Annotated in this window: 23 protein-coding genes; 16 read left to right on the forward strand and 7 right to left on the reverse strand. The window is 73.0% G+C overall.

What is annotated here, in order from left to right; genetic code table 11:
* Positions 1-44: 44 nt before the first annotated feature.
* Together AB0O19_RS33785 and AB0O19_RS33790 are read right to left on the reverse strand one after the other, a co-directional pair.
* Entirely contained in the window at positions 45-713 is a 669-nt protein-coding gene (locus AB0O19_RS33785; RefSeq protein WP_363625022.1) for a biliverdin-producing heme oxygenase, read from the reverse strand.
* Between the two features lie 215 nt (positions 714-928).
* A complete protein-coding gene (locus AB0O19_RS33790) occupies positions 929-1,420 on the reverse strand; it encodes an inorganic diphosphatase (protein ID WP_063348256.1) in 492 nt (163 codons plus the stop codon).
* 76 nt (positions 1,421-1,496) lie between these two features.
* Between AB0O19_RS33790 and dacB the strand changes: the two genes are divergently transcribed.
* The 6 genes from dacB (at position 1,497) to folE (ending at position 9,485) form a co-directional block, all read left to right on the forward strand.
* Positions 1,497-3,149, forward strand: a complete 1,653-nt coding sequence (dacB, locus tag AB0O19_RS33795) for a D-alanyl-D-alanine carboxypeptidase/D-alanyl-D-alanine-endopeptidase (protein ID WP_363625024.1) — start codon at positions 1,497-1,499, stop codon at positions 3,147-3,149.
* A 102-nt stretch (positions 3,150-3,251) separates the two neighbouring features.
* Positions 3,252-4,427 (forward strand): zinc-dependent metalloprotease, encoded by a 1,176-nt coding sequence (locus tag AB0O19_RS33800; protein WP_363625026.1) that lies wholly within the window; start codon positions 3,252-3,254, stop codon positions 4,425-4,427.
* 312 nt (positions 4,428-4,739) lie between these two features.
* Positions 4,740-5,867 carry a tRNA lysidine(34) synthetase TilS gene (tilS, locus tag AB0O19_RS33805; RefSeq protein WP_363586575.1) on the forward strand — a complete coding sequence of 376 codons (1,128 nt, stop codon included), beginning with the start codon at positions 4,740-4,742 and terminating at the stop codon, positions 5,865-5,867.
* Between the two features lie 70 nt (positions 5,868-5,937).
* Positions 5,938-6,492 (forward strand): hypoxanthine phosphoribosyltransferase, encoded by a 555-nt coding sequence (gene hpt, locus AB0O19_RS33810; RefSeq protein ID WP_063348252.1) that lies wholly within the window; start codon positions 5,938-5,940, stop codon positions 6,490-6,492.
* Positions 6,493-6,720: 228 nt separating this feature from the next.
* On the forward strand, positions 6,721-8,775 hold the full coding sequence (gene ftsH, locus AB0O19_RS33815; protein WP_363586576.1) for an ATP-dependent zinc metalloprotease FtsH: 2,055 nt from the start codon (positions 6,721-6,723) through the stop codon (positions 8,773-8,775).
* A 104-nt stretch (positions 8,776-8,879) separates the two neighbouring features.
* Positions 8,880-9,485, forward strand: coding sequence for a GTP cyclohydrolase I FolE (folE, locus tag AB0O19_RS33820; RefSeq protein ID WP_063348250.1), 606 nt, complete (start codon positions 8,880-8,882; stop codon positions 9,483-9,485).
* A gap of 76 nt (positions 9,486-9,561) precedes the next feature.
* Here folE and AB0O19_RS33825 read toward each other — a convergent pair whose 3' ends face one another.
* Positions 9,562-10,716 (reverse strand): alpha/beta hydrolase-fold protein, encoded by a 1,155-nt coding sequence (locus AB0O19_RS33825; protein ID WP_363625027.1) that lies wholly within the window; start codon positions 10,714-10,716, stop codon positions 9,562-9,564.
* 376 nt (positions 10,717-11,092) lie between these two features.
* Here AB0O19_RS33825 and AB0O19_RS33830 point away from each other — a divergent pair, with 376 nt between their 5' ends.
* The 7 genes from AB0O19_RS33830 (at position 11,093) to AB0O19_RS33860 (ending at position 17,663) form a co-directional block, all read left to right on the forward strand.
* Positions 11,093-12,931, forward strand: coding sequence for a phosphatidylglycerol lysyltransferase domain-containing protein (locus tag AB0O19_RS33830; protein ID WP_363625029.1), 1,839 nt, complete (start codon positions 11,093-11,095; stop codon positions 12,929-12,931).
* Positions 12,932-12,999: 68 nt separating this feature from the next.
* Positions 13,000-13,887 (forward strand): dihydropteroate synthase, encoded by an 888-nt coding sequence (gene folP / locus AB0O19_RS33835; RefSeq protein ID WP_350885208.1) that lies wholly within the window; start codon positions 13,000-13,002, stop codon positions 13,885-13,887.
* The gene (locus tag AB0O19_RS33840) at positions 13,884-14,381 is read left to right on the forward strand and encodes a nuclear transport factor 2 family protein (protein WP_063348246.1); all 498 of its coding nucleotides are present in this window, start codon (positions 13,884-13,886) and stop codon (positions 14,379-14,381) included. Before folP ends, AB0O19_RS33840 begins: the two co-directional genes overlap by 4 nt.
* 247 nt (positions 14,382-14,628) lie before the next feature.
* Complete coding sequence (folB, locus tag AB0O19_RS33845; protein ID WP_063351209.1) at positions 14,629-14,988, forward strand: dihydroneopterin aldolase; 360 nt, start codon at positions 14,629-14,631, stop codon at positions 14,986-14,988.
* A gap of 40 nt (positions 14,989-15,028) precedes the next feature.
* Positions 15,029-15,628: a 2-amino-4-hydroxy-6-hydroxymethyldihydropteridine diphosphokinase gene (folK, locus tag AB0O19_RS33850; protein WP_363586580.1), complete on the forward strand. Its 600-nt coding sequence runs from the start codon at positions 15,029-15,031 to the stop codon at positions 15,626-15,628.
* Positions 15,629-15,816: 188 nt separating this feature from the next.
* Positions 15,817-16,305 (forward strand): DUF3180 domain-containing protein, encoded by a 489-nt coding sequence (locus tag AB0O19_RS33855; RefSeq protein ID WP_363586581.1) that lies wholly within the window; start codon positions 15,817-15,819, stop codon positions 16,303-16,305.
* 122 nt (positions 16,306-16,427) lie between these two features.
* Positions 16,428-17,663 (forward strand): hypothetical protein, encoded by a 1,236-nt coding sequence (locus AB0O19_RS33860; RefSeq protein ID WP_363625030.1) that lies wholly within the window; start codon positions 16,428-16,430, stop codon positions 17,661-17,663.
* Positions 17,664-17,831: 168 nt separating this feature from the next.
* Here the strand turns inward: AB0O19_RS33860 and AB0O19_RS33865 are convergent, their stop codons facing one another.
* Positions 17,832-18,407, reverse strand: a complete 576-nt coding sequence (locus AB0O19_RS33865; protein WP_350885215.1) for a TerD family protein — start codon at positions 18,405-18,407, stop codon at positions 17,832-17,834.
* Between the two features lie 124 nt (positions 18,408-18,531).
* The gene (locus tag AB0O19_RS33870; protein WP_363376723.1) at positions 18,532-19,020 is read right to left on the reverse strand and encodes a hypothetical protein; all 489 of its coding nucleotides are present in this window, start codon (positions 19,018-19,020) and stop codon (positions 18,532-18,534) included.
* 101 nt (positions 19,021-19,121) lie between these two features.
* Between AB0O19_RS33870 and arfB the strand changes: the two genes are divergently transcribed.
* Positions 19,122-19,556 carry an alternative ribosome rescue aminoacyl-tRNA hydrolase ArfB gene (gene arfB, locus AB0O19_RS33875; protein ID WP_363625031.1) on the forward strand — a complete coding sequence of 145 codons (435 nt, stop codon included), beginning with the start codon at positions 19,122-19,124 and terminating at the stop codon, positions 19,554-19,556.
* 10 nt (positions 19,557-19,566) lie between these two features.
* On the opposite strand, the gene AB0O19_RS33880 is transcribed toward arfB, so the two are convergent.
* On the reverse strand, positions 19,567-20,094 hold the full coding sequence (locus AB0O19_RS33880) for a flavin reductase family protein (RefSeq protein WP_363625033.1): 528 nt from the start codon (positions 20,092-20,094) through the stop codon (positions 19,567-19,569).
* 373 nt (positions 20,095-20,467) lie between these two features.
* Between AB0O19_RS33880 and AB0O19_RS33885 the strand changes: the two genes are divergently transcribed.
* Positions 20,468-22,258 carry a diguanylate cyclase gene (locus AB0O19_RS33885; RefSeq protein ID WP_363625035.1) on the forward strand — a complete coding sequence of 597 codons (1,791 nt, stop codon included), beginning with the start codon at positions 20,468-20,470 and terminating at the stop codon, positions 22,256-22,258.
* Positions 22,259-22,401: 143 nt separating this feature from the next.
* Positions 22,402-23,391: a hypothetical protein gene (locus AB0O19_RS33890; protein ID WP_363625037.1), complete on the forward strand. Its 990-nt coding sequence runs from the start codon at positions 22,402-22,404 to the stop codon at positions 23,389-23,391.
* Positions 23,392-23,489: 98 nt separating this feature from the next.
* On the opposite strand, the gene AB0O19_RS33895 is transcribed toward AB0O19_RS33890, so the two are convergent.
* Positions 23,490-23,870, reverse strand: a 381-nt coding sequence (locus tag AB0O19_RS33895; RefSeq protein ID WP_363625038.1) for an amidohydrolase family protein, incomplete at its 5' end; no start/stop codon positions are given.

Consider the following 23,870-nt stretch of genomic DNA (forward strand, 5'->3'; position numbering starts at 1 on the left):
CGACCCGTTGGCGCACCCGGGCGGGTGCGCCTCGGGAGAAACGTTCAGGCGCTCAGGGGGTAGCGCGCGTCCAGGTCCCGGAAGACCGCGCCGTTGAGCACGAAGGCCCGCTTGCACTCCTCGACCACCCGGCGCCGCTCCACCTCGTCCATCGCCAGCCCGGCGGCGTCCAGCCGGGCCCGGTACTCGCGCTTGAAGGCGGCCGGGTTGTCGACCTCCTCGAAGACGTAGAACCGCACGCCGTCGCCCTTGCGCTCGAAGCCCCAGGTCTTCTCGGCGATGCCGCGGATGATCTGACCGCCGGACAGGTCGCCCAGGTAGCGGGTGTAGTGGTGCGCGATGTACCCGGCCGGCCACGTCTCGGCCAGCTCCTCCACCCGCGCGACGTACGCGGCGGTGGCGGGCAGCGGCGCCAGGCCGTCCTGCCAGTCCGGCCCGCGCAGGTGCGCCAGGTCGCGCTCGATGGCGGCGGTGCGCAGCAGCGCCCGGTCGATGAAGGGCCCGGCGAGCGGGTGCTCGGCCAGGTGTCCGGCGCGGTTCTCCAGGGCCCGGTAGACGTACCAGAGTTGGCCGGTGAGGTCGGCGTAGGCCTCGACCCCGAGCCGTCCGCCCAGCAGGTGGCTCATGAACGAGGACTGCTCCGCAGCCTCGTGCTCCTCGCTGCTGGCGGTGCGGAGCGCGGTGGAGAACGGGACGGGCTCGGGCGTGGGCATGCGGCCTCCAGGATCGGATTCGGCCCCGACTGTTTTGGTTAGCCTAACCTAACAAGCCGTCTTGCCGACAGGCTGTCGGCAAGACGGCCGCGCCCGGCCCCGGACACGGCGAAGGCCGGGGCCCGCGGACGAATCCGCGAACCCCGGCCTCCGGCTGCCCCGACCTACCTCGAACTGCTCAGAACTATCTGATCGAACGAGATCGGAACGACGGCTCAGTGACCGCCCTGCTCCGCCAGACGCTTGATCGAAGCGGTGACCTCGGCCTCGGCCTCGGCGCGGCCGACCCAGTTGGCGCCCTCGACGGACTTGCCCGGCTCCAGGTCCTTGTAGACCTCGAAGAAGTGCTGGATCTCCAGGCGGTCGAACTCCGACACGTGGTGGATGTCCCGCAGGTGCTCCCAGCGCGGGTCGGTGGCCGGAACGCACAGCAGCTTGTCGTCGCCGCCGGCCTCGTCGGTCATCTGGAACATGCCGATGGCACGGCACTTGATGAGGCAACCCGGGAAGGTCGGCTCGTCCAGGATCACCAGCGCGTCCAGCGGGTCGCCGTCCTCGCCGAGCGTGCCCTCCACGTAGCCGTAGTCGGCCGGGTAGCGGGTCGAGGTGAAGAGCATCCGGTCGAGCCGCAGCCGGCCGCTCTCGTGGTCGACCTCGTACTTGTTACGAGAGCCCTTCGGGATTTCGATAAGGACGTCGAATTCCAACGGTTCCTCCAAGGTAGGGACTGACAGAATCCAAGTGTCTCCTACGGGAGTGAGTGCTCAGGAAAGGGGCCGGTCGGTGGGAACAGGGGTCGGGGCGGCGCGCCGCCGCAGGGGGACGGCCGCGGGACTGTTCGGAGCGGCCCTGCTGGTCGCCGGAACGGTCCTGACCTCGGGCGGAGCGTACGCGCAGCCCTCCCCGGGCCCCGGCGGCCACAGCACCGAGCACGGCGAGGGCGACGGCCGGGGCGACGGCCGGGACGGCCGCGACGGCGGGAAGGGCGGCCGGGGAAGGGGCGACGGCAAGCCCAGACCGGGCGACACCCCGGCCACCCGCCCGGGCGAACAGCCCACCGCCCCCGGCACCACCGGCGGCTCCACGCCCACCGGCACCGGCTCCACGGGCCCCACCGGCTCGGCCCCCGCCCCGGGCGGCGGCGCCCGCCCGGCCCCCGCCCCCGGCGCCGTCCTGGCCACCGTCGAGGCCGGCGGCCCCGCCGCCGCCCCCACCGCCCAGGGCCTCCAGCAGGCGCTCGCCGCCGCCGTCGCCGACAAGAGCCTCGGCACCGTCACCTTCGCCGTCGCGGACGCCGCCGACGGCCAACTCCTGTACGGCTCCGGCGAGAACACCCCGGCCACCCCCGCCTCCACCACCAAGCTGGCCACCGCGATCGCGGCCCTGTCGCTGATCCCCGGCGACACCCGGCTGACCACCCGGGTGGTCCGGGGCGCGGACCCCGGCACGATCACCCTGGTCGGCGGCGGCGACCCGACGCTCACCGCGCTGCCCGCCGACCAGGTCCAGATCGGCGGCCGGGCGGCCGACGCCGACACCGCCCCCGCCTCGCTCGACGCCCTGGCCCGGCAGACCGCCGCCGCCCTCAAGGCCGCCGGCACCACCACCGTCAAGCTCGACTACGACCTGTCGATGTACGCGGGCAACCCGCAGCACAAGAACCACGACGGGCAGAACATCGCCCTGGTCGTCCCGTTGATGGTCGACGAGGCCAAGGTGGATCCCAAGAGCCGTGACGATGCGCCGGCCCGGGTCGCCGACCCGGCCGGGAAGGCCGCCGAGGTCTTCGCCGCTCTGCTCAAGGCCCAGGGCGTCACCGTCGACGGCACGGCCAGGCCCGCCGCCGCCCCGGCCGCTTCCGCCGCCCCCGTCCTCGGCCGGGTGGACTCGCCGACCGTCGCCCGGCTGGTCGAGCGCATGCTCACCACCTCCGACAACCAGATCGGCGAGGCGATGGCCCGTCAGGCGGCCCTCGCCGCAGGCCAACCGGCCAGCTTCGAGGGCGCCGCCACCGCCGTCACCCGGGAGCTCGCCAAGCTCGGCGTGCCGATGGCGGGCGTGTCCCTGAACGACGGCAGCGGACTGCACCCGGGCAACGCCGTCCCGCCGGCCGTCCTCGTCCGGCTCCTCGCCCTGGCCGCCTCCGACCAGCACCCGACCCTGCGCCCGGTCCTCACCGGCCTGCCCATCGCCGGCTTCACCGGCACCCTCGGCAAGCGCTACGGCACCGGCTCGGGCGCCGCCGACGCGGCCGGCCTGATCCGTGCCAAGACCGGGACCCTCAGCGGCGTCAACACCCTCGCCGGCACCGTCGTCGACGCCGACGGACGCCTCCTCGCCTTCGCCGTCATGACCCGCACCACCGCCCCCGCCGACACCGCGCGCGCCGCCATGGACCGCATCGCCGCCCGCCTCGCCGCCTGCGGCTGCCGCTGACCCGCCCCCGCCCGCCCGCGGCCCCCGCCCCGCCGGGGGCGGGGTGGGGGTGTTCGTGGCGGGTGGCTGCCGCTGGTGGGTGGGAGCACGTACGGTGAGGGCATGACGAGCGCGAGTGGCGGTGCTGGCATGGTCGACTGGAATCTCGCGGTCGCAACCGCGACCAGGTTGGTGCGGCCGGGGCCGGAGGTGAGCCGGGCGGAGGCGGCGGCCGTGGTCGCCGAACTGCGCCGGCACGCGCTGGAGGCCGAGGAGCACGTCCGGGCGTTCACGGGGATGCGGTCGAGCAGTCTGACGGCGGCCACCGCGACGCCGGTGCTGGTGGTGGACCGCCCGGGCTGGGTGCGGGCGAACGTGGCCGGCTTCCGCACGGTGGTCCAGCCGCTGGTGGAGAAGCTCCAGGCGCGCCGGGCGAGCAGCCCGACGGCGGGGGTGTTCGGCGCGGTGGGGGAGAAGGCCACCGGGATCGAGGTGGGCGCGCTGCTGGCGTTCCTGGCCGGGAAGGTGCTCGGCCAGTACGAGACCTTCGCCCCGGCGGAGCCTTCGCTGGAGGCCCCGGACAGCCCGGCGGCGCTGTTCGACAAGCCCCGGCTGGGGCCGGAGGGCCCGGGGCCGGGCCGGCTGCTGCTGGTGGCGCCGAACATCGTGCACGTCGAGCGGGAGCTGGACGTCGACCCGTCCGACTTCCGGCTCTGGGTCTGCCTGCACGAGGAGACGCACCGGACGCAGTTCACCGCGGTGCCGTGGCTGCGCGACCACATCCAGTCCGAGGTGCAGTCCTTCCTGGCGGAGACCGACGTGGACCCCGGCGCCCTGCTGGAGCGGCTGCGGGACGCGGCGGGTTCGCTCGGCGGCGGGCTGCCGGGTGCCGGGGGCCGGGACGGCATGCCGTCGGCGGGGTTGATGGAGGTCGTCCAGTCGCCGGCGCAGCGCGAGATCCTGGGCCGGCTGACGGCGGTGATGTCGCTGCTGGAGGGCCACGCGGACGTGGTGATGGACGGGGTCGGCCCGGCGGTGGTGCCGACCGTGGCGGAGATCCGGGAGAAGTTCCAGCAGCGCCGGGACCGCGGGGCGAACCGGCTCGACCTGCTGTTGCGCCGGCTGCTCGGGATGGACGCGAAGCTGCGCCAGTACCAGGACGGCGCGGTGTTCGTGCGCGGGGTGGTGGAGCAGGTCGGCATGGAGGGCTTCAACCGGGTCTGGACCTCCCCGAACACGCTGCCGACCAAGGAGGAGATCCACGATCCGGCCGCCTGGGTCGCCCGCGTCGCCCGCTGAGGCGGGCTCGGACGGGGCTCGGACGGGGCTCGGACGGGGTTCGGACGGGGTTCGGACCCCAAGCGCCGCGCGGTGGTCGGTGGTGGTCAAACCCGCTCGTACGAGTGGTCCAATCGGGCAGACGGAGGGTGAAGATACGTTTCTCCATTCACCCGAACGTGGGACGGTGGTCGTACCGGTGGCGCGGGTGGCGTAGCGGGGTGCTCCTTTCTGCCACCATCTGTGAGCGCCCGGTAACAGGGCGCTCATGAAGCTGCGCGGCCCCGCCGCGCGAGCCGCCGTCCTGTCCCCTCCGTCGAGGAGTCGTCCGCCGTGGGTCCACACCCCGCAGTCGCAGCGATACGCCTGGCCGTCCGCCGCACGCTCACCGACCTCGCCGCCGAGGCCGGTACCACCTTCACCGCGCCCGTGCGCGAGCCCCGCCAGCGCCCGGCCGGGGCGCCCCTGGTGGGCGCCGCCGTCGGCACCACCCTGATCGGCAACGCCGCCCGGCACCCGTCCGGACTGCCCCGGACCCCGGCCGCCCCCGGCTCGCCGCTGGTGCTGGTCGCCGTCAGCGGCGGCGCCGACTCGATGGCGCTGGCCATCGCCGCCGCCTTCGAAGCCCCCAAGATCGGCCTGCGGGTCGGCGCCGTCACCGTGGACCACGGCCTGCAGCCCGGCTCCGCCGACCGGGCCGCCCAGGTGGCCGAACGGCTGCGCTCGCTCGGCCTGGACCCGGTCGAGGCGATCCCGGTGCGCGTCGGCCGGTCCGGCGGCCCGGAGGCCGCCGCCCGGGACGCCCGCTACGCGGCCCTGGACGCGGCCGCCGAGCGGCTCGGCGCGCTCGCGGTGCTGCTCGGCCACACCCGGGACGACCAGGCCGAGACGGTGCTGCTGGGCCTGGCGCGCGGTTCGGGCTCCCGCTCGCTGGCCGGGATGCCGGCGCAGAAGGGCCGCTACCGCCGCCCGCTGCTGGAGCTGGACCGGGCGGCCACCCGGCAGGCCTGCTCCGCCCAGGCGATCCCGGTCTGGGACGACCCGCACAACTGTGATCCCGCCTACACCCGCTCCCGGGTCCGGCACGAGGTGCTGCCGGTGCTGGAGAAGCACCTGGGCGGCGGGGTGGTCGAGGCGCTGGCCCGCACCGCCCGGCTGTTCCGCGACGACGCGGACGCCCTCGACCAGTGGGCCTCCCTGGCCGAACGCGACCTCCGGACGGGTGAGGGCGCCCTGGACGCGGTGAAGCTCGCCGAGCTCCCGCCCGCGGTCCGCCGCCGGGTGCTGCGCCGGGCCGCGCTGCGGGCGGGCTGCCCGGCCGGGGACCTGTTCGCGCGGCACCTGGAGACGATCGACCTGCTGGTCACCGGATGGCGCGGCCAGGGGCCGCTGCACCTACCCGGGGGCGTCGAGGCCACCCGCAGGTGTGGCACGCTGGTCTTTCGGCGGCAGGGCGACTGACGGGCGGGCATGTCCCGGGGTAGTCGGCCGCCGGCCACACAGACCCCGAACGTTTGAGGACGTATCCCCGGTGGACCAGAACGACATGGGCGCTGACCTCGCGAAGGTGCTCATCAGCAAGGACGAGATCGACGCCAAGCTCCTGGAGCTGGCCGAGCGCATCGACCGGGACTACGCAGGCAAGGACCTGCTGATCGTCGGCGTCCTCAAGGGGGCTGTGATGGTCATGGCCGACCTCGCCCGGGCCCTGCACTCGCAGGTCACCATGGACTGGATGGCGGTGTCCTCCTACGGCATGGGCACCAAGTCCTCCGGCGTGGTCCGCATCCTGAAGGACCTGGACACCGACATCGCCGGCCGGGACGTCCTGATCGTCGAGGACATCATCGACTCCGGTCTGACCCTGTCCTGGCTGCTGGGCAACCTGAGCTCGCGCGGCCCGGCCTCGCTGGAGGTCTGTGCCCTGCTGCGCAAGCCGGACGCGGCCAAGGTCGAGATCGACGTGAAGTACGTCGGTTTCGACATTCCGAACGAGTTCGTGGTCGGCTACGGCCTGGACTACGCGGAGAAGCTGCGTAACCTGCCCTTCATCGGGACGCTCGCCCCGCACGTCTACGGGGGCTGAGGGCTCCGTTCGGGCTACGGGTGGGAACAGGAGCCGGTTCCCGCCCGTTGGACCGGGGGGACCAAGAACGACGGCCGTGTCGCTGTGCTCCCGCCATGGGCGGGTGCGACTGCGGTACGGTCCATTAAAACCGCTCTTCACATGAGCACCGACCAGGATGCGCCGGCGGCACCCAGCCCGCGGCGCCGCTGAGTGGCAGGAGGGACGGGGCGGCAACGCCCCGCATGGATGGACGTCAAGCGATACTTCCGTGCGCCGATCATGTGGATCGTGCTGGCCGTCCTCGCCGTCATCGTTTTGATGCAGGTCGTTTCGGATTCGAACGGCTACAAGACGGTGGACACCGGTCAGGTCGTCGCGGCGATCGACGCGAAGCAGGTCAAGTCCGCGCAGATCACCACTGGTGACTCGAACACGATCAAGATCCAGCTGAAGGACGGCGCCACGCTGTCCAACGCCGGTACCGGCAAGACGCCGTCCGGCAGCAAGTTCCAGGCCTCGTACATCGGCGACCAGGGTGTTGCGATCGCCGACAAGCTCCAGGCCCAGATCAACGACAACGACCAGAGCACGCTCGCCGAGGGCTACACCATCAGCCCCGAGAAGCAGAGCACCTTCGTCAGCCTGCTGCTGTCGATGCTCCCGATCGTCATCATCGTCCTGGTCTTCCTGTTCCTGATGAATCAGATGCAGGGCGGCGGCTCCCGGGTCATGCAGTTCGGCAAGTCCAAGGCCAAGCTGCTCACCAAGGACACCCCGAAGACGACCTTCGCGGACGTCGCGGGCGCCGACGAGGCGGTCGAGGAGCTCCACGAGATCAAGGAGTTCCTCCAGGAGCCGGCCAAGTTCCAGGCCGTCGGCGCCAAGATCCCCAAGGGTGTGCTGCTCTACGGCCCGCCCGGTACCGGCAAGACCCTGCTGGCGCGTGCCGTCGCGGGCGAGGCCGGGGTGCCGTTCTACTCGATCTCCGGCTCGGACTTCGTCGAGATGTTCGTGGGTGTCGGCGCCAGCCGCGTCCGCGACCTCTTCGAGCAGGCCAAGGCGAACGCCCCGGCGATCGTCTTCGTCGACGAGATCGACGCCGTCGGCCGGCACCGCGGTGCGGGTCTGGGCGGCGGTCACGACGAGCGCGAGCAGACCCTCAACCAGCTGCTGGTCGAGATGGACGGCTTCGACGTCAAGGGTGGCGTGATCCTGATCGCGGCCACCAACCGCCCCGACATCCTGGACCCGGCGCTGCTGCGCCCGGGCCGCTTCGACCGCCAGATCGCGGTCGAGCGCCCCGACCTCCAGGGTCGGCTGGACATCCTCAAGGTGCACCAGAAGGGCAAGCCGATCGCGCCCGACGTCGACCTCTCGGCCGTCGCCAAGCGCACCCCCGGCTTCACCGGCGCGGACCTGTCGAACGTCCTCAACGAGGCCGCTCTGCTGACGGCCCGTTCGGACAAGAAGCTGATCGACAACGGCATCCTGGACGAGGCGATCGACCGCGTCGTGGCCGGTCCGCAGAAGCGCACTCGGATCATGTCCGAGAGGGAGAAGAAGATCACCGCGTACCACGAGGGCGGCCACGCCCTGGTGGCGGCGGCGTGCCCCAACAGCGACCCGGTGCACAAGATCACGATCCTCTCGCGCGGCCGGGCCCTCGGCTACACCATGGTGCTGCCGGACGAGGACAAGTACTCCACCACCCGCAACGAGATGCTCGACCAGCTGGCCTACATGCTGGGCGGGCGCGCGGCGGAGGAGCTGGTCTTCCACGACCCGACCACCGGTGCGTCGAACGACATCGAGAAGGCCACCGCCACCGCCCGGGCCATGGTGACCCAGTACGGCATGACCGAGCGGCTCGGTGCCATCAAGTTCGGCTCGGACAACGCGGAGCCGTTCCTGGGCCGTGAGATGGGCCACCAGCGCGACTACTCGGAAGAGGTCGCCGGGCTGGTGGACGAAGAGGTCAAGAAGCTCATCGAGAACGCGCACAACGAGGCCTGGGAGATCCTGGTCGAGAACCGCGACGTGCTCGACAACCTGGTTCTGGAGCTCCTGGAGAAGGAGACCCTGAACAAGGAGCAGATCGCGGAGATCTTCGCCACGATCGTGAAGCGCCCGGCCCGGCCGGCCTGGACGGGCTCGTCCCGTCGCACGCCGTCCACCCGGCCTCCGGTGCAGTCCCCGAAGGAGCTGGCGCTCACCAACGGCGCCGCCGCGATCGACACCGCCCCGGTGGACATCGTGAAGCTCCCGCCGCTGCCGACGTCGGAGCCGCCCGCCGAGGGCTGATCCCGCGCACCGTACGGAATGGATGCCGCGTCACCGGGGTTTGTACCCTGGAGACGCGGCATCCGTGCTGTTCAGCAAAGTCGTCCCAAGTAAGCGAGGCCCGCATGATCGACCCGGTGACGCTCGACGGTCCACCCACCGTCGGGACCTTCGACCAGAAGCGGGCCGAGAACGCCATCCGCGAGCTGTTGCTCGCCGTGGGTGAGGACCCGGACCGCGAGGGGCTGCTGGAGACCCCGGCCCGGGTCGCGCGCGCCTACAAGGAGATATTCGCGGGCCTCTGGCAGGAGCCCGAGGACGTCCTCACCACCACCTTCGACCTCGGGCACGACGAGATGGTGCTCGTGAAGGACATCGAGCTGACGTCCGTCTGCGAGCACCACCTGGTGCCGTTCCGCGGCGTGGCGCACGTCGGGTACATCCCGTCCGCCAGCGGCAAGATCACCGGCCTGTCCAAGCTGGCCCGGCTGGTCGACGTCTACGCCCGCCGCCCCCAGGTGCAGGAGCGGCTGACCAGCCAGGTGGCCGACGCGCTGATGCGGATCCTGGAGCCGCGCGGGGCGATCGTCGTGGTCGAGTGCGAGCACATGTGCATGTCGATGCGCGGCATCCGCAAGCCCGGCGCCAAGACCATCACCTCGTGCGTCCGCGGCCAGCTGCGCGACCCGGCCACCCGGGCCGAGGCGATGAGCCTCATCATCGGCCGATAGCGGAACGGCCGGCCGTTCCGCTCGGACCGGCCGGCCGTCGCCCGGCCACGTCGCCCGGCCACGTCGCCTGTCCGCGTCAGCCGAGCCGCTCGCCGATCCACTCCAGCGAGGACGGCAGCTCACGGGTCCAGCTGTCGAAGTTGTGGCCGCCGTCGTCCAGGTAGAGCGAGTCGACCTTGAACTGCGGGTTGGCCGCGGCGACCTGCTGGGCGTGGTCGACGAACTGGAGGGTCTGCGCGAAGTCGCCCTCCTTGCGGGAGGAGACCACCAGCAGCGAGAGGGCGGGGGCCGGGAGGTTCGTCAGCCGCCAGTCGAGGTCGCTCTGCTGGGCCAGGGCGGCGTCGCCGGCGAACAGGTCACCGCCGGTGAACTGGTCCGCCTTGACCTTGTACTCGCCGTGCAGGCCCACCCCGATGCCGTAGACGTTCGGGAAGCGCATCGCCAGCCGCAGCGCGCAGCTGCCCCCGGTCGAGTAGCCGAAGACGGACCAGGAGGCGGCCGAGCGGCCGGTCCGGTAGCTGGTCCGGAGCGCCTCCGGCAGGTCCTTGGTGAACCAGGTCTCGGCGCGCGGGCCGCCGGGGACGTCCACGCACTCGGTGTCGCGCGGCGGGGCGACGGTCGGGCGGGTCATGACCACGACGGTCGGCGGCATCTTGCCGGACTTCCGCAGCTCGGCCGCGGTGCGCAGGAGCGGCAGCTCCTTGATCAGGTTGAGCGAGGTGCCGGGGAAGCCGGAGATGGCGACCAGGACGGGGAAGCGGACCAGGGCGAACTTCGGGTCGAAGTACTCGGGCGGCAGGTAGACGAACAGCTGGTCGGACAGGCCGGTCTCCTTGCCGGTGACCCGGACCGATTCGACCTTGCCGACCTCCTCGGGCGGCCCCTTGGGCAGGTCGGCGACGGTCTCCAGACCGCCCTCGTCCGTCGGCTGGAGCTGCGTGTCCGAGGCCGGGGCGTCGCCCTTGTGGTTCTCGTTGCTGGTCAGCGCGAGCTTGGCACTGCCGGGGCTGAGCAGGTCGTCCCACGAGGTGTAGAACCCGAAGGAGTTGTTCACCGCCAGTGCCAGCACGGCCACGACCGCGACTTGAGTGACGGTCAGCAGGCCGATCCGGCCCAGGACGGGCAGCGGGCGCTGGCGCGCCAGTCGCGGCCAGAGCCACAGGGTGGTGACGAGAGCCGCAGCGCCGAGTGCGAGCAGCGAGTTCACCAGCGCTTCGCTGGTCAGTTCCATGCCGTCGGCCTTCCGGTGGGACACTGTCGGTGCACGCCTCATCGTCTGGCGGTCCGTCAGCTCCGGCCACCGCGGCTAGGCTGTCCGGATGCCCGGGCGAGCTGGGAGGGCGGGGGGAGCCGCAGGCAACCGGCGCCCTAGAATGCGGCGTCCACCGTACGTACGGCGTACCGGAGGACCCTGCCGCGCCACGCGGCGGCAGGCCCTCGGCTCCGTCCCCGGCTCCACCGCAGCGCGCCCACGGCACCGGTTTACCGACCGTTTCCGGGTTCTTGGTATGCGCATTGCCTGATGAAGGAAAAGGCATTGAAGGTCCATCACACGTGCTCCCCCGGAGTGACCGGACGGCGTCCCGCAGCCTCTACGCTGAGCTTCCATGAGCGTTCCCGTGTCCGTTGAGCCGAGCCCCGAGCAGCCGCGTCGTCGACGCGGCCTGCAGACGCTTCGCACCCAGGCGGCGGCTGTTCCGAGGGCCTGGCTGCCCGGCGCGGTCGGGTACGCCTGTCTGCTGATCGGCCTGGTCGACATCGCCAGCGCGGTGTTCCCCAAGCTCCGGCACTCCAAGATGCACACCTTCACCGGGCAGCTGCCCGGCGGCACCACCTCGCTGGCCGCGGTCGGGACGATGATGGTCGGCCTGCTGCTGGTGCTGCTCGCGCACGCGCTGCGCCGGCGCAAGCGGCGGGCCTGGCGGGCGGTGTGCGTGCTGCTGCCGGTCGGCGCCGCGCTGCACATCGTGCGCTGGCACCAGGTCGGCCCGGCGGTGGTCTCGCTGGCGGTCTTCGTGGTGATGCTGGTGCACCAGCGCGAGTTCTACGCCAAGGCCGACCCGCGCACCCGCTGGCGGGCGCTGGTCAACCTGATCGTGATGGGCGCCGTCAGCGTGCTGCTCGGCCTGCTGATCGTGAGCACCCGGACCAAGTACGAGATCGGCTACCCGGCCCTGCCCGAGCGCCTCCAGCACGTCGTGTACGGGCTGTTCGGCTTCGAGGGGCCGATCCGGTACAACAACGTCCGGATGTCCGACCTGGTCGCCTACCTGCTCGGCGGGCTGGGCCTGCTGACCGCCTTCACCACCGCCTACCTGGCGCTGCGCCCCGGCAAGCCCAAGCCGGAGCTGACCCCGGAGGACGAGGAGAAGGTCCGCGAGCTGCTCACCCGGCACGGCGAGCGCGACTCGCTCGGCTACTTCGCGCTGCGCCGCGACAAGAGCGTGCTGTTCTCGCCCACCGGCAAGGCCGCGATCTCCTACCGGGTGGTGTCCGGCGTGATGCTGGCCTCCGGCGACCCGGTCGGCGACGTCGAGGCCTGGCCGGGCGCGATCAAGGTGTTCATGGCCGAGGCCCGCGAGCACGCCTGGGTGCCGGCCGTGATGGGCTGCAGCGAGGTCGGCGGCGAGGTCTGGACCCGCGAGGCGGACCTCGACGCGCTGGAGCTGGGCGACGAGGCGATCGTCGACACCGCCACCTTCTCGCTCGCCGGCCGGGCCATGCGCAACGTCCGCCAGATGGTCAAGCGGATCGAGCGCAACGGCTACTCCTGCCAGGTGCGCCGGGTCAGCGACCTCACCCTGGAGGAGAAGCACCGGATCGCCGACGCCGCCGCCCGCTGGCGCGGCACCGACACCGAGCGCGGCTTCTCGATGGCCCTCGGGCGCTTCGGCGACCCGCTGGACGACGACTGCGTGGTGGTCACCGCCCACAAGGCCCCGGAGGAAGGGGAGGGCGGCGACGACCTGAAGGCCGTGCTGCACTTCGTGCCCTGGGGGCCGGACGGCATCTCGCTGGAGCTGATGCGCCGCGACCGCGCGGCCGACCCGGGCCTGAACGAGCTGCTGATCGTCGCCGCCCTCCAGGCCGTGCCCGCGATGGGCGTGCGCCGGGTGTCGCTCAACTTCGCGATGTTCCGCTCGGCGCTGGCCCGCGGCGAGCGGATCGGCGCCGGCCCGGTGCTGCGGGCCTGGCGCGGGCTGCTGGTGTTCCTCTCGCGCTGGTTCCAGATCGAGTCGCTGTACAAGTTCAACGCCAAGTTCCAGCCCGAGTGGGAACCGCGCTTCCTGGTCTTCCCGAACACCCGGGACCTGCCGCGGATCGGCTTCGCCGCGATGCAGGCCGAGGCCTTCATCACCCTCGGCATGCCGCGCTTCGGCCGCCGGCGCCAGCGGGAGGGCCTGATGCCCACCCCGGGCGCCCGCGGCGTCACCGAGGCCGCCTGAGGCACCGCCGCGACCAACGGGGCCCCCGCCGAGAATCCTCGGCGGGGGCCCCGTTCGATAATGGGCGCATGAGCAACTCGCCGTCCTTCTCGCTGCCGGCCGGACTGCCGCGGCTCGACCGCTGCGCCGTGATGGGTGTGGTCAACGTCACGCCCGACTCCTTCTCGGACGGCGGCCTCTGGCACGACCCCGCCAAGGCGATCGCGCACGGGCTCGCCCTGCGCGCCCGCGGCGCGGACCTGGTGGACGTCGGGGGCGAGTCCACCCGGCCCGGCTCGCAGCGGGTGCCCGAGGAGGAGGAGCTGCGCCGGGTGCTGCCGGTGGTGCGCGAGCTCGTCGCCGCCGGGGTCGTGGTGTCGGTCGACACCATGCGGGCCTCCGTCGCCGAGCAGGCCGTGGCGGCCGGTGCCGCGCTCGTCAACGACGTCTCCGGCGGGCTCGCCGACCCGGCGATGGCCCGGGTGGTCGCCGACACCGGCGCGCCGTTCGTGGTGATGCACTGGCGCGGCCAGTCCGCGGACATGGAGCGGCTGGCGGTCTACCGGGACGTGGTGACGGACGTCGTCGCCGAGCTGGCCGTCCGGGTGGACGCGCTGCTGGCGGCCGGGGTCAAGGAGGACCAGCTGATCCTCGACCCGGGCCTCGGCTTCGCCAAGACCCCCGAGCACAACTGGGCGCTGCTCGGCCGGCTGGACGCGCTCACCGCGCTCGGCCGTCCCGTCCTCGTCGCCGCATCGCGCAAGCGGTTCCTGGGTACGCTGCTGGCCGACCCGCAAACCGGGGCGCTGCGCCCGGCCCGGGAGCGCGACGACGCGACCGCCGCGGTGTCGGTGCTGTCGGCCCAGGCCGGCGCCTGGGCGGTGCGGGTGCACGACGTGTCCGGCACGGCGGACGCCGTCCGGGTGGTCGCGGCCTGGCAGCACGCGGCCCGGCAAGGGGTGAGGGAGGGTCTGTGACAGGTGACGGCAGGCTGAGCGGCGGAACGGCCGGCCAGGCCCGCGAGGCGGACCTGGAGGCGGTGCTCGCGGCGAACCAGGCGCTCTACCAGGCACTGGAGGAGGGGGACCTGGAGGCGGTCGAGGACGCCTGGCTGGGGGCCGCGGACGCGGACGACAAGGGCGGCGTGGTGTGCGTGCACCCCGGCTGGCCGGTGCTGCGCGGGCGGGCGCAGGTGACCCGCTCGTACATGCTGATCATGATGAACACGGAGTACATCCAGTTCTTCCTGACCGATGTCGAGGCCGAGGTCCACGGAGATGTGGCCCTTGTCACGTGCACCGAGAACATCCTCTCCGGCGGCGAGGCGGAGGAGGAGGGGGAACTCGGTCCGCTGGTCGGCGGAAAGGTCGTGTCGACGAATCTGTTCCGCCGTACCCCGGGCGGGTGGAAGCTCTGGTCGCACCACGGTTCACCCGTTCTGACCAGCGGCGACGATGAGGACGAGGACTGATTCGGGCGGCCTTCGGAAAACGCGGCCGGGAGGTCGCCCGGGAATTCCCGAGTGGTCACCGAACGTTCACGTCAATCGCCATTCCGGTGCGCGTGGCGACGGTTCGTGCCGGGTAGGACGGTCAGACGTTGTCAGCGCCCGCGGGTAGATTCGAAACGGAGTGGCGGGTGTGCTGCCCGCCTTCGCCCCGCTCGTCCATGCCATTCTCCGGGTGGGGCCCGTCCGACTGGGAGCAGTGATTCGTTTGCTGGACCGCGTCACCCTGCGGGGGCTGCGTGCCCGGGGCAACCACGGCGTCTTCGAGCGCGAGCGCATCGAGGGCCAGACCTTCGTGGTCGACCTCGTGCTGTACCTGGACACCCGCCCCGCCGCGTCCGGCGACGACCTCACCCGCACGGCGCACTACGGCCTCGTGGCCGAGGAGGTCACCGCGATCATCGCGGGGGAGCCGGTCGACCTGATCGAGACCCTGGCCCAGCGCATCGCCGACCAGTGCCTGAAGCACGAAGCGGTCGAGGAGGTCGAGGTGACCGTGCACAAGCCCGACGCCCCGATCACCGTGCCGTTCGACGACGTGACCGTGACCATTCACCGGGGCCGCGCATGACCGCCGCCGTGCGCCCCGTTCCAGTTGCAGAGGGATCTCGATGAGCACCAGCGACCCGACCGCCTCGCCGACCACGTTCGACCTGGAGAGCCGGGTGGACTCCGCCGACACCACACTGCACAGCCAGCGCTGCGCGGTGATCGCACTCGGCAGCAACCTGGGCAACCGCCTGGACACCCTCCAGGGCGCCGTCGACGCGCTCGCCGACACCCCCGGGCTCAAGATCAAGGCCGTCTCCGCGGTCTACGAGACCGAGGCCGTCGGCGGCCCGGACGAGCAGCCCAACTACTACAACGCGGTCGTCGTGCTGCGCACCTCGCTGCCGCCGCGCGACCTGCTGGAGCGCGGCAACGCGATCGAGGACGCCTTCGGGCGGGTCCGGACGGTGCACTGGGGTCCGCGGACCCTGGACGTCGACATCCTGGCCTACGAGGGCGTGCTCAGCGACGACCCGCAGCTGCTGCTGCCGCACCCGCGCTCGCACGAGCGGGCCTTCGTGCTCGCCCCCTGGCTGGACGCCCAGCCGGAGGCCGAGGTGCCCGGGCACGGGCAGGTCGGCGAACTGCTGGACGCGCTCGGCGGCCCGGGCGCGCAGGGCGTCCGGCGGCGGGACGACATCCGGCTGACGCTGCCGGAGTGACCGGCCCCGGCCCGGCGGCCCGGTGAGGGCGGCCGGGGAACTCGACCGGGGGGCCCGGCCGTACGAGTAGGTGTCCGCCGTTCGCGCGGGTGCCCGCCCGGTCGGGCCCGGTACGGTGGCCTGGCGCCGCCGTGCCGGGCCACCGGGCGGCGGCCGGCTCTGGTAACCCCGGGAAGGACCTCCTCCGAGTGAAGCTGCTTCGCCTACGCCTGCTGGTCGGCATCACCGCTGCTACCACGGCGCTGTCCTGGGCCGGTGCCAAGCTCTGGGCCTCCCTGGACACGCTGCCGGCCGTGCCGGTCGCGGCGCCGGTGGTGCTGGCGGCGGTGGCGGTGGTCCTGCTGGCGACCGCCCTCTCGCTGCGGTCCCGGCTGAAGGCGGTGCGCGAGCGGCAGCCCGGCGCGAAGGGCGTCGACCCGCTGCTGGCGGCCCGGGCGGTGGTGCTGGGGCAGGCCAGCGCGCTGGTCTCGGCGGTGGTCACCGGCGTCTACGCGGGCGCGGGGATCTTCCTGCTGGGCGAACTGGACGTGTCGGCGCGCAAGGACCAGGCCGTCACGGCCGGGCTCGCGGTGCTGGCGGGGGCCGCGGTGATCGCGGCGGCGCTCTGGTTGCAGCACGTGTGCAAGCTGCCGGAGAACCACGACGATCCGGGCGGCCCGGCGCCCTCGCCCCGCTGAACAGGTCTTTTTTCGTGATCTTGAGTGAAACGCCGGGCACGTGCGGTAAAACTTGCGCACTGTCAAGGGCGGAAGAGGACCCTGGGCTGACACGGCCCCAATTCGCACGCTAGTTTCTTGGCATGTCTCGCGGACGCCACCGTCATTCCTCCGTCCTCGGCCGGATCTTCCCCCCCACCGCCGCCGGCGTGCTGCTCGTCGCCGCGCTGGCCGCTCTGCTCTTCAGTCAGGACGCCGTCCTGGTGCGTTCGGTGGGTGTCGCGGCGGTGGTCGCGACGCTCGGCTTCGCGCTGCTGCTGCGGCAGCGGGACAAGGCGGCCCGGGCGGCCGCCGAGATGGCCGCGGCGCAGCGGCTGCGGGCCGAGGAGCGCTTCGAGGAGCAGTTGGCGGAGGCCGAGTACGCGGCGGAGGTCGCCGAGGAGCGGGCCACCCGGTTCGGGCGGCGGCTGACGGCGGAGAAGTCGCGGCTGGCGAAGGCCGAGACCGAGATCGCCCGGCTGCTGCGGGAGCGGGCCGTGGCGGTGGCCGAACAGGCGCTCAAGGAGGCCGAGGCGACCCAGCGGGCGCTCGCCGCGAGCCGCCCCAAGTACCCGGCCAGCCCGGCCGCGTTCGTCCGTGCCGCGTCCGTGCTGCGGCTGCTGGAGCGGCGGGCGGCGGAGCAGGAGGCGCGGCGGGAGCGGACGGCGGGCTCGGAGGTCGCGCTGCGGGCGCGTACGGCGCCGGCCGCTGCGGCCCCGGCGCCCGCGCCCGCTGTGGTGGCGCCCTCGGTGCCGGCGCCGGTGGTCCCTGCGGTGCCCACTCCGGAGCAGGCTCCGGTGGCGCAGGCGCAGGCGCAGGCGCAGGCGCAGGCGCAGGCGCAGGCGCAGGCACAGGACCAGGCACAGGCCGCGGCCCCGGCCCCGGTGCGGCCCGCGCCGGTGCGCCCGGCGCTGACCGCCACGGTCGGGCAGCTCGGCGGGACGCCGTCCGCTCCGGTCGCGGCGCCCGCTCCGGTGGAGCGGCAGCGGCCGCGGTCGGCGCAGTCCGGGGCGGTGCGCGGGCCGGGCTTCAGCTTCTTCGGCCGGGGTACGGGCGCGGCCGTGCGGGCGGCGGCCCCGGCGCCGGCGGTGGGCAGCGTCGCCGAACTGGGCGAGCGCACGGACCTGGCCGACGTGGTGGGCGACGAGGCGGTGGCCGCGCAGGCGAAGGCCGAGGCGCAGGAGGCCCAGGAGGCCCGTGAGGTGCAGGAGGCCGTGGTCGGCTCGCAGGCGTCGCAGCCGGCGGCCGAGCCGGCGCCGGGTGCGCCCGCGGTGGTGGACCTGACCCCGGAGGACGAGACCGAGCTGATCCAGCTGCCGGAGCTGCGCGCCTCGCGCTAGGGGCTCTCTTTCGGATCACGCCGGGCGCGCGACGTGATCCGAAAGAGAGCCCCTGGGGCCTGAGCCCGGGCCGGGTGCGCGAAAGCGGCGCGGGACGTCGGTGTGACCGATGTCCCGCGCCGCTCTCGTTCCGGCGGTGTGCCGGGCCGGGAGGGGCCCGGCGGGGCGTCAGAGCTGGACGCCGAAGTCCTGGGCGATGCCCGCCAGGCCGGAGGCGTAGCCCTGGCCGACGGCGCGGAACTTCCACTCGCCGCCGTTGCGGTAGAGCTCGCCGAAGATCATGGCGGTCTCGGTGGCGGCGTCCTCGGAGAGGTCGTAGCGGGCGATCTCGGCGCCGCCGGCGGCGTTCACCACGCGGATGTACGCGTTGCGGACCTGGCCGAAGCTCTGGCCGCGGGCGACCCCGTCGTAGATGGTGACGGGGAAGGTGATCTTGACGGCCTCGGCCGGCAGGCCGGCCAGGTTGACGTTGATCGACTCGTCGTCGCCGGCGCCCTCACCGGTGCGGTTGTCGCCGGTGTGCACGACGGTGTTGTCCGGGCTGCTGGTGTTGTTGAAGAAGACGAAGTGCCCGTTGGAGAGCACCTTGCCGTCCGCGTTCAGGACGATCGCGCTGGCGTCGAGGTCGAACTCGGTGCCGGTCGTGGTCCGGACGTCCCAGCCCAGGCCGACACTGACCGCGGACAGGCCCGGGGCCTCCTTGGTCAGCGAGACGTTGCCACCCTTGGAAAGGCTCACTGGCATGGCGATTGCAGTCCCTTCGTTCGCTTTTTCCGGGACAACGCAATACCCCGGTGGGTTGGTTCCGCGAAGTCCGTGAATTCTTCGTGGACGCCAATCCGCTGGCAAAGGCCTGACAATGCCCTGGTCAGATCCGGGGGAACCGGCCCTGCAGCGACCAGATGTTCGGATTGTCGGCCAGCTCGGGGTGCATATCGAAGAGGTCGGCGAGGGTGTCCTGGAGGAAGTCCCGGGCCTCGCGCCGCAGCTCGCCGTGGCGGACCACGGCGGGCGGCTCGTCCGGCAGCCAGGTCGCGGTGATCTCGACCCAGTTGAAGCGGCGGGCGAACCGCAGCAGCTCGGTGTTCTGGGTGAAGTCGAGGTCCGCGGTCTGCACCCGGGCGGCCCGGCCGCCGTCCGGGTCGCGGTCCAGCTCCTCGGCGATGTCGCACAGCGCCCAGGCGAAGTCGAGCACCGGCACCCACCCCCAGCCGGTGGACAGCTCGGCGCCCTCGGCGTCCAGGTAGACGTCGCCGCAGAACAGGTCGTACCGCAGGGACCGCACCGGGGCGGAGCGGTAGTCCGTCTGCGGGGGGTCGGGGAAGCGGTTGGAGAGGGAGTAGCCGAGCTCGATCACGTACGCCATTGTCCGGGCTGCGGGCGGTGGAGCGGAACCGGGCCGCCGGCCGTCGCGGATAACCGGGTGACCGGGCGGTGCGGGCGCGGGATGATGGACGCATGCCCGAGCCCATCCGCGTACGGGGGTCGGTGGTCGTCCCCGACGCCGAGCTCGTCTGGCGCTTCTCGCGTTCCTCCGGCCCCGGTGGCCAGCACGTCAACACCTCCGACAGCAAGGCCGAGCTGCGCTACGACCTGGCGGCGTCCAAGGCGCTGCCCGAGGTGTGGCGCGAGCGCGCGCTGGAGCGGCTGGCCGGGCGGCTGGTGGACGGCCGGGTGCTGGTGATCCAGGCCTCGGAGTTCCGCTCGCAGTGGCGCAACCGGGAGGCGGCCGCGGCCCGGCTGTCGGCGGTGCTGACCGAGGCGTGCGCGCCGCCGCCGAAGTCCCGCCGGGCGACCAGGCCGAGCCGGGGGATGGTCGAGCGCCGGCTGTCCAACAAGCGGCGCCGCTCCGAGCTGAAGCAGGGGCGGCAGTCGCCGCGGGGCGGCGAGTAGCCGGGGCGGCTCAGCCGAGGGCGCGGTAGCCGCCGCGGAAGTAGAGCAGCGGCCGGCCGGCCGGGCTGGGTACCGCGGCCTCCAGGACGCGGCCGAGCAGCAGGGTGTGGTCGCCCGCCGGTATCCGCTGTTCGGTGCGGCACTCGACGGTGGCGAGCGCGCCGTCGATCAGCGGGGCGCCGGAGCGGGGGCCGCGGTGGTGCGGGGTGTCCGCGAACAGCAGCCGGTCGCTGAGCCGGCCCTTCATGGCGAAGCGGGAGCCGAGCGCCTTCTGCCCCTCGGTGAGCAGCGAGACCGCCCAGGTGTCGGTGCGGGAGAGCACCTCGTCCATCCGGGAGTCCTCGCGGACCGAGATCAGGACCAGCGGCGGCTCCAGCGACACGGACAGGAAGGACGTGGCGGTCATGCCGACGTCCTCGCCGTCCTCCGGGTCGTGGACGGTCACCAGGCTCACGCCGGAGGCGAGCTGGGAGAGTGCCGCCCGGAACTCGTCGGGCGTGGAGTGGGAGGCAGCTTCGGGCTGCGGGGACGAGTACACGTACCGCACGGTAGTCGGCGTCCGCCGGAATCGGCATCGGGCCGAGGTCGTAGGACCAGCGGCGCACGGGGCGGGGCTGCGGCCGGGTTCGGGACTCACCCTCAGGAGTGAAGCAAGGGGCCTGCCGGGCGGCAGCGGGCTTCAGCGCGAGGCCGGTGCGGTCGACCAAGGGAAATATTCCGATAGCGCTTTATGTCCCGCTATGGGGCGGATGAGCTGATTAAGGGTGCATTAGTGTCGTGTGATTTAAGTCACAAGTGATGGCCTATTGCTGACCGAGCGTGCCGAACGCTGTGCTCCCTGTGATTCAGTTCTTCTGGCAATCGGACGATAACCAATCAAGAACTATCCGAAGCAGCCGGGGAGCCCCCGCATGGAAGCCGAGTCGGAGCCGTACGTCCGTCTCGCGACCCTCCGCACCTTGCACCGGGTCGTGGCGGACCTCAACGCTGCCCGCAGCCTGGCGGGCACGCTGCAGGCCGTCGTCGAGGGTGCGGTGCACGGGCTCGGCTTCGACGCCGCCGCGGTCAGCCTGGTCCGCCCGGACGGGGACCTCGTGGTGGCGGCCGTCTGGGAGCTGGAGGAGAGCACCATGGGCGGCCCCTCCGTCCTGCTCGGCCAGGTCGGCTCCCGGGAGTCCTGGGACCGACTGCTCGGCGTCAGCGACCACTGGGGCACCCTGCGCTTCCTGCCGTACGACCGCGGCTGGGCCGTCGCCAGCGACATCCCGCGCTGGATCGGGGACGGCCCGCTGCCCGTCTACGCCAACGACTGGCACCCCGCCGACGGGCTGCTCGCCCCGATGTACAGCGCCGGCGGCGACCTGCTCGGCGTCCTCTCGGTGGACCGCCCGCGCAGCGGCAAGCGGCCCGGGGCGTGGACCCGCGAGGCGCTGGAGATGTTCTCGCTGCAGGCCTCCATCGCGATCGGCAACGCCCGGCTGCGGGCCGAGATGCAGCGCGCACTGGCCCGCCTGGAGAAGGAGCAGCAGGCCCTGCGGGCCAGCGAGGAGAGCTTCCGCCAGGCCTTCGAGTACGCGCCCAGCGGGATGGCCATCACCGAACTGCACGGCGCCGGGCGCGGCCAGCTGACCAGGGTCAACGACGCGCTCTGTCGCCTGCTCGGCCGCCCCCGCGCGGTGCTGCGCCAGCAGAGCTTCGCCGACCTCGTGCACCCGGAGGACCGGGCGCTGCTGGAGCGCACCAGCGCCGAGAGCGGCCGGGCGGAACTGCGGCTGTCCCGGCGGGACGGCGGCTACCAGTGGGTGTGCCTGCGCAACTCGATCGTGGCGGACGCGGCCGAGGGCCCGAGCTTCCTGCTCACCCACGTCGAGGACATCGAGGACCGCAAGCGGCACGAGTTCCAGCTCGCCCACCGGGCCAGCCACGACGCGCTCACCGGCCTGCCGAACGGCGCCGAACTGAAGGCCCGGCTGGGCCGCCGGCTCTGCGCCGAGCCGCAGACCGTCGGGGCCCCCGCCGGGCCGGGCGAGCCGGCCTACCCGGCGCCGTACGGCTACCCGGCCGACTCCTACAGCGCGCACGCCGCGTACGACCGGCTGGAGGGCGCGGACCCGTACGGCGGGCCGGTGCACGGCTACGGGATGCCCGAGGGCGGCCCGCCGTACGGCCTCGCCCCGGGCTACGGGGAGCACGTGCACGCGGTGGTCCCGGCCGACCAGGGCCCGGGCGGCGAGGCGTGGTCCGCACCGTTCCGCTCCGGCGTCGCGGCGTCGCCGGACAAGGGGCTCGCGGTGCTCTTCTGCGACCTGGACGGCTTCAAGTCGATCAACGACCGGTTCGGCCACAACGCGGGCGACGCGGTGCTGGTCGAGGTCGCCCGGCGGCTGAGCCAGGCCGTCCGGGACGGCGACACGGTGGCCCGGCTCGGCGGCGACGAGTTCGTCGTGCTGGCCGACGGGATCGGCCGCGAGGAGGCCAAGGACCTGGCCCACCGGCTGCGGGGCGCGATCATCCCGCCGATGCGGATCGACGGCCGGGCGATGCGGGTGGGGGTGAGCCTCGGGGTCGGCTGGGCGGGCTGCGGGATGAGCATCGAGGAGGTGCTGCACACCGCGGACGAGCGGATGTACGACGAGAAGCGGGCCCGGGGCGGCGCGGTGCGCGGCGCGCGGGGCGAGCGTTCGCACCGACGGGCGGGCTGAACCCCGCCGGTCCTGGTTACCCACGGGTTGTCAAGGGCTCTTTTCCGGCTGTCACAAAGGACAGGTAGGGTTCCCGGGTACGACAGCGTCCATGATCTGCGCCGGCGGCCCCGCATCCCGGCGGCGCGAACCGGATGGGGGAGTTGACCACCGTGACGACCGCCGGCAACAACGGAGCGCCCGAGGGCGGTGCCCCGCAGGACGACGACCCGTTCGGCTACCTCTACCGCCCGGCGGAGGGTGCCTCCGGGCAGCCGGCCGAGCCACAGCAGGGCGTGCCCCGGACGCCGTACAGCCGTCCGATGGAGGTCGGCCGGGCCCAGTACGGGCAACAGCCCTACCAGCCGCGGCCGCAGCAGCCCCAGTACGGCCAGCAGGCGGGGCCGCAGCAGGGCTACCCCGGCGGCCAGCAGCCGTACCCGCCGCAGCAACAGCAGCCCGAGTACGGCACCGCGCCCACCCAGCAGACCCGTTACGCCGAGCACTCCCGGCCGCAGCCGGGGGAGGACCGGTCGAGCAGCGGCCGGAGCAAGGGCGCGGTGATCGGCGCGGTCGCGGTGGTCGCGGCCATAGCGATCGGCGCGGGGATCGCGCTCTCCACGGGCGACCCGGACGGCGACAGGACCGCCAAGGGCGGCGCCCAGACCACCGCCGCGGCTCCCCCCAGCACCCCGGCGACCGGCAGTTCGTCCCCGACCGCCTCGGCCTCGGCGAGCACCACCGCCCCGGCCGGCCCGTTGACCGTGGACGCGGGCCAGCTCCAGGCCCAGAACGCGCCGTCCGGCAACGGCGTCAAGGGCACCAAGTCCGCCGACGGCAGCTACCTGACGCTCCAGCCGGGCGGCTCGGTGACCTGGAGCGGCGAGGTCGCCGCGGCCGGCACCTACAAGCTGAACGTGCACTACAACAACACCGGCGGGGACCTGAAGGGCGCCGCCTCGGTGAACGGCAAGGACTGGCCGAGCGGGCTGCTCTTCAAGAACTACGCGTCCGGCAAGGACCCGGCGTCCTCCTGGTTCAACACCTGGATACTCCCGCAGCTCCAGGCCGGGGCGAACACCATCACCTTCACCGTGCCCTCCGGTTCGATCCTGATCGACCAGATCACCCTCGAACCGAATGCGACCGGCTGATCGGCAGAGAGGCAGAGCGGCTGACCGGCTGAGCCGGAACGCGAGACGGCCGCCCGACCCCGTGGGGGAAGGGCGGCCGTCGGCGTTCCGGCGGGCCGTCAGGAGGGCTTCACCACGTCGAAGCGCTCGCCGCCGAGGACCCAGCGGCCGCGGCGCATGACGGCGACCAGGTCGTAGCCCTCGGAGTCGAGCACCACCAGGTCGGCCTGCTTGCCGGCCTCCAGCGAGCCGATCGAGTCGGCGAGGCCCAGCAGGCGGGCCGGGGTGGCGGACAGCGACTCGACGGTCTGGTTCAGCGTCAGGCCGTTGACGGTGAGCGAGCGCTTGAACGCGACGTCCAGGGTGAGCGTGGAGCCCGCGATGGCGCCGCCCTCGACCAGCCGGGCGACGCCGTCCTTGACCTCGACCTGGAGCGGGCCGAGCGGGTAGAGGCCGTCGCCCATGCCGGCCGCGCCCATCGCGTCGGTGATCAGGGCGAC

The sequence above is a fragment of the Kitasatospora sp. NPDC091276 genome, assembly GCF_040684355.1.
GTDB lineage: Bacteria > Actinomycetota > Actinomycetes > Streptomycetales > Streptomycetaceae > Kitasatospora.

Excerpts from the sequence above, each read along its gene's own strand:
- AB0O19_RS33785 (WP_363625022.1), bottom strand. The coding sequence starts at position 713 with ATGCCCACGCCCGAGCCCGTCCCGTTCTCCACCGCGCTCCGCACCGCC.
- AB0O19_RS33800 (WP_363625026.1), top strand. The coding sequence starts at position 3,252 with ATGACGAGCGCGAGTGGCGGTGCTGGCATGGTCGACTGGAATCTCGCG.
- ftsH (WP_363586576.1), top strand. The coding sequence starts at position 6,721 with ATGGACGTCAAGCGATACTTCCGTGCGCCGATCATGTGGATCGTGCTG.
- folE (WP_063348250.1), top strand. The coding sequence starts at position 8,880 with ATGATCGACCCGGTGACGCTCGACGGTCCACCCACCGTCGGGACCTTC.
- AB0O19_RS33825 (WP_363625027.1), bottom strand. The coding sequence starts at position 10,716 with ATGGAACTGACCAGCGAAGCGCTGGTGAACTCGCTGCTCGCACTCGGC.
- AB0O19_RS33830 (WP_363625029.1), top strand. The coding sequence starts at position 11,093 with ATGAGCGTTCCCGTGTCCGTTGAGCCGAGCCCCGAGCAGCCGCGTCGT.
- folP (WP_350885208.1), top strand. The coding sequence starts at position 13,000 with ATGAGCAACTCGCCGTCCTTCTCGCTGCCGGCCGGACTGCCGCGGCTC.
- folK (WP_363586580.1), top strand. The coding sequence starts at position 15,029 with ATGAGCACCAGCGACCCGACCGCCTCGCCGACCACGTTCGACCTGGAG.
- AB0O19_RS33860 (WP_363625030.1), top strand. The coding sequence starts at position 16,428 with ATGTCTCGCGGACGCCACCGTCATTCCTCCGTCCTCGGCCGGATCTTC.
- AB0O19_RS33865 (WP_350885215.1), bottom strand. The coding sequence starts at position 18,407 with ATGCCAGTGAGCCTTTCCAAGGGTGGCAACGTCTCGCTGACCAAGGAG.
- arfB (WP_363625031.1), top strand. The coding sequence starts at position 19,122 with ATGCCCGAGCCCATCCGCGTACGGGGGTCGGTGGTCGTCCCCGACGCC.
- AB0O19_RS33885 (WP_363625035.1), top strand. The coding sequence starts at position 20,468 with ATGGAAGCCGAGTCGGAGCCGTACGTCCGTCTCGCGACCCTCCGCACC.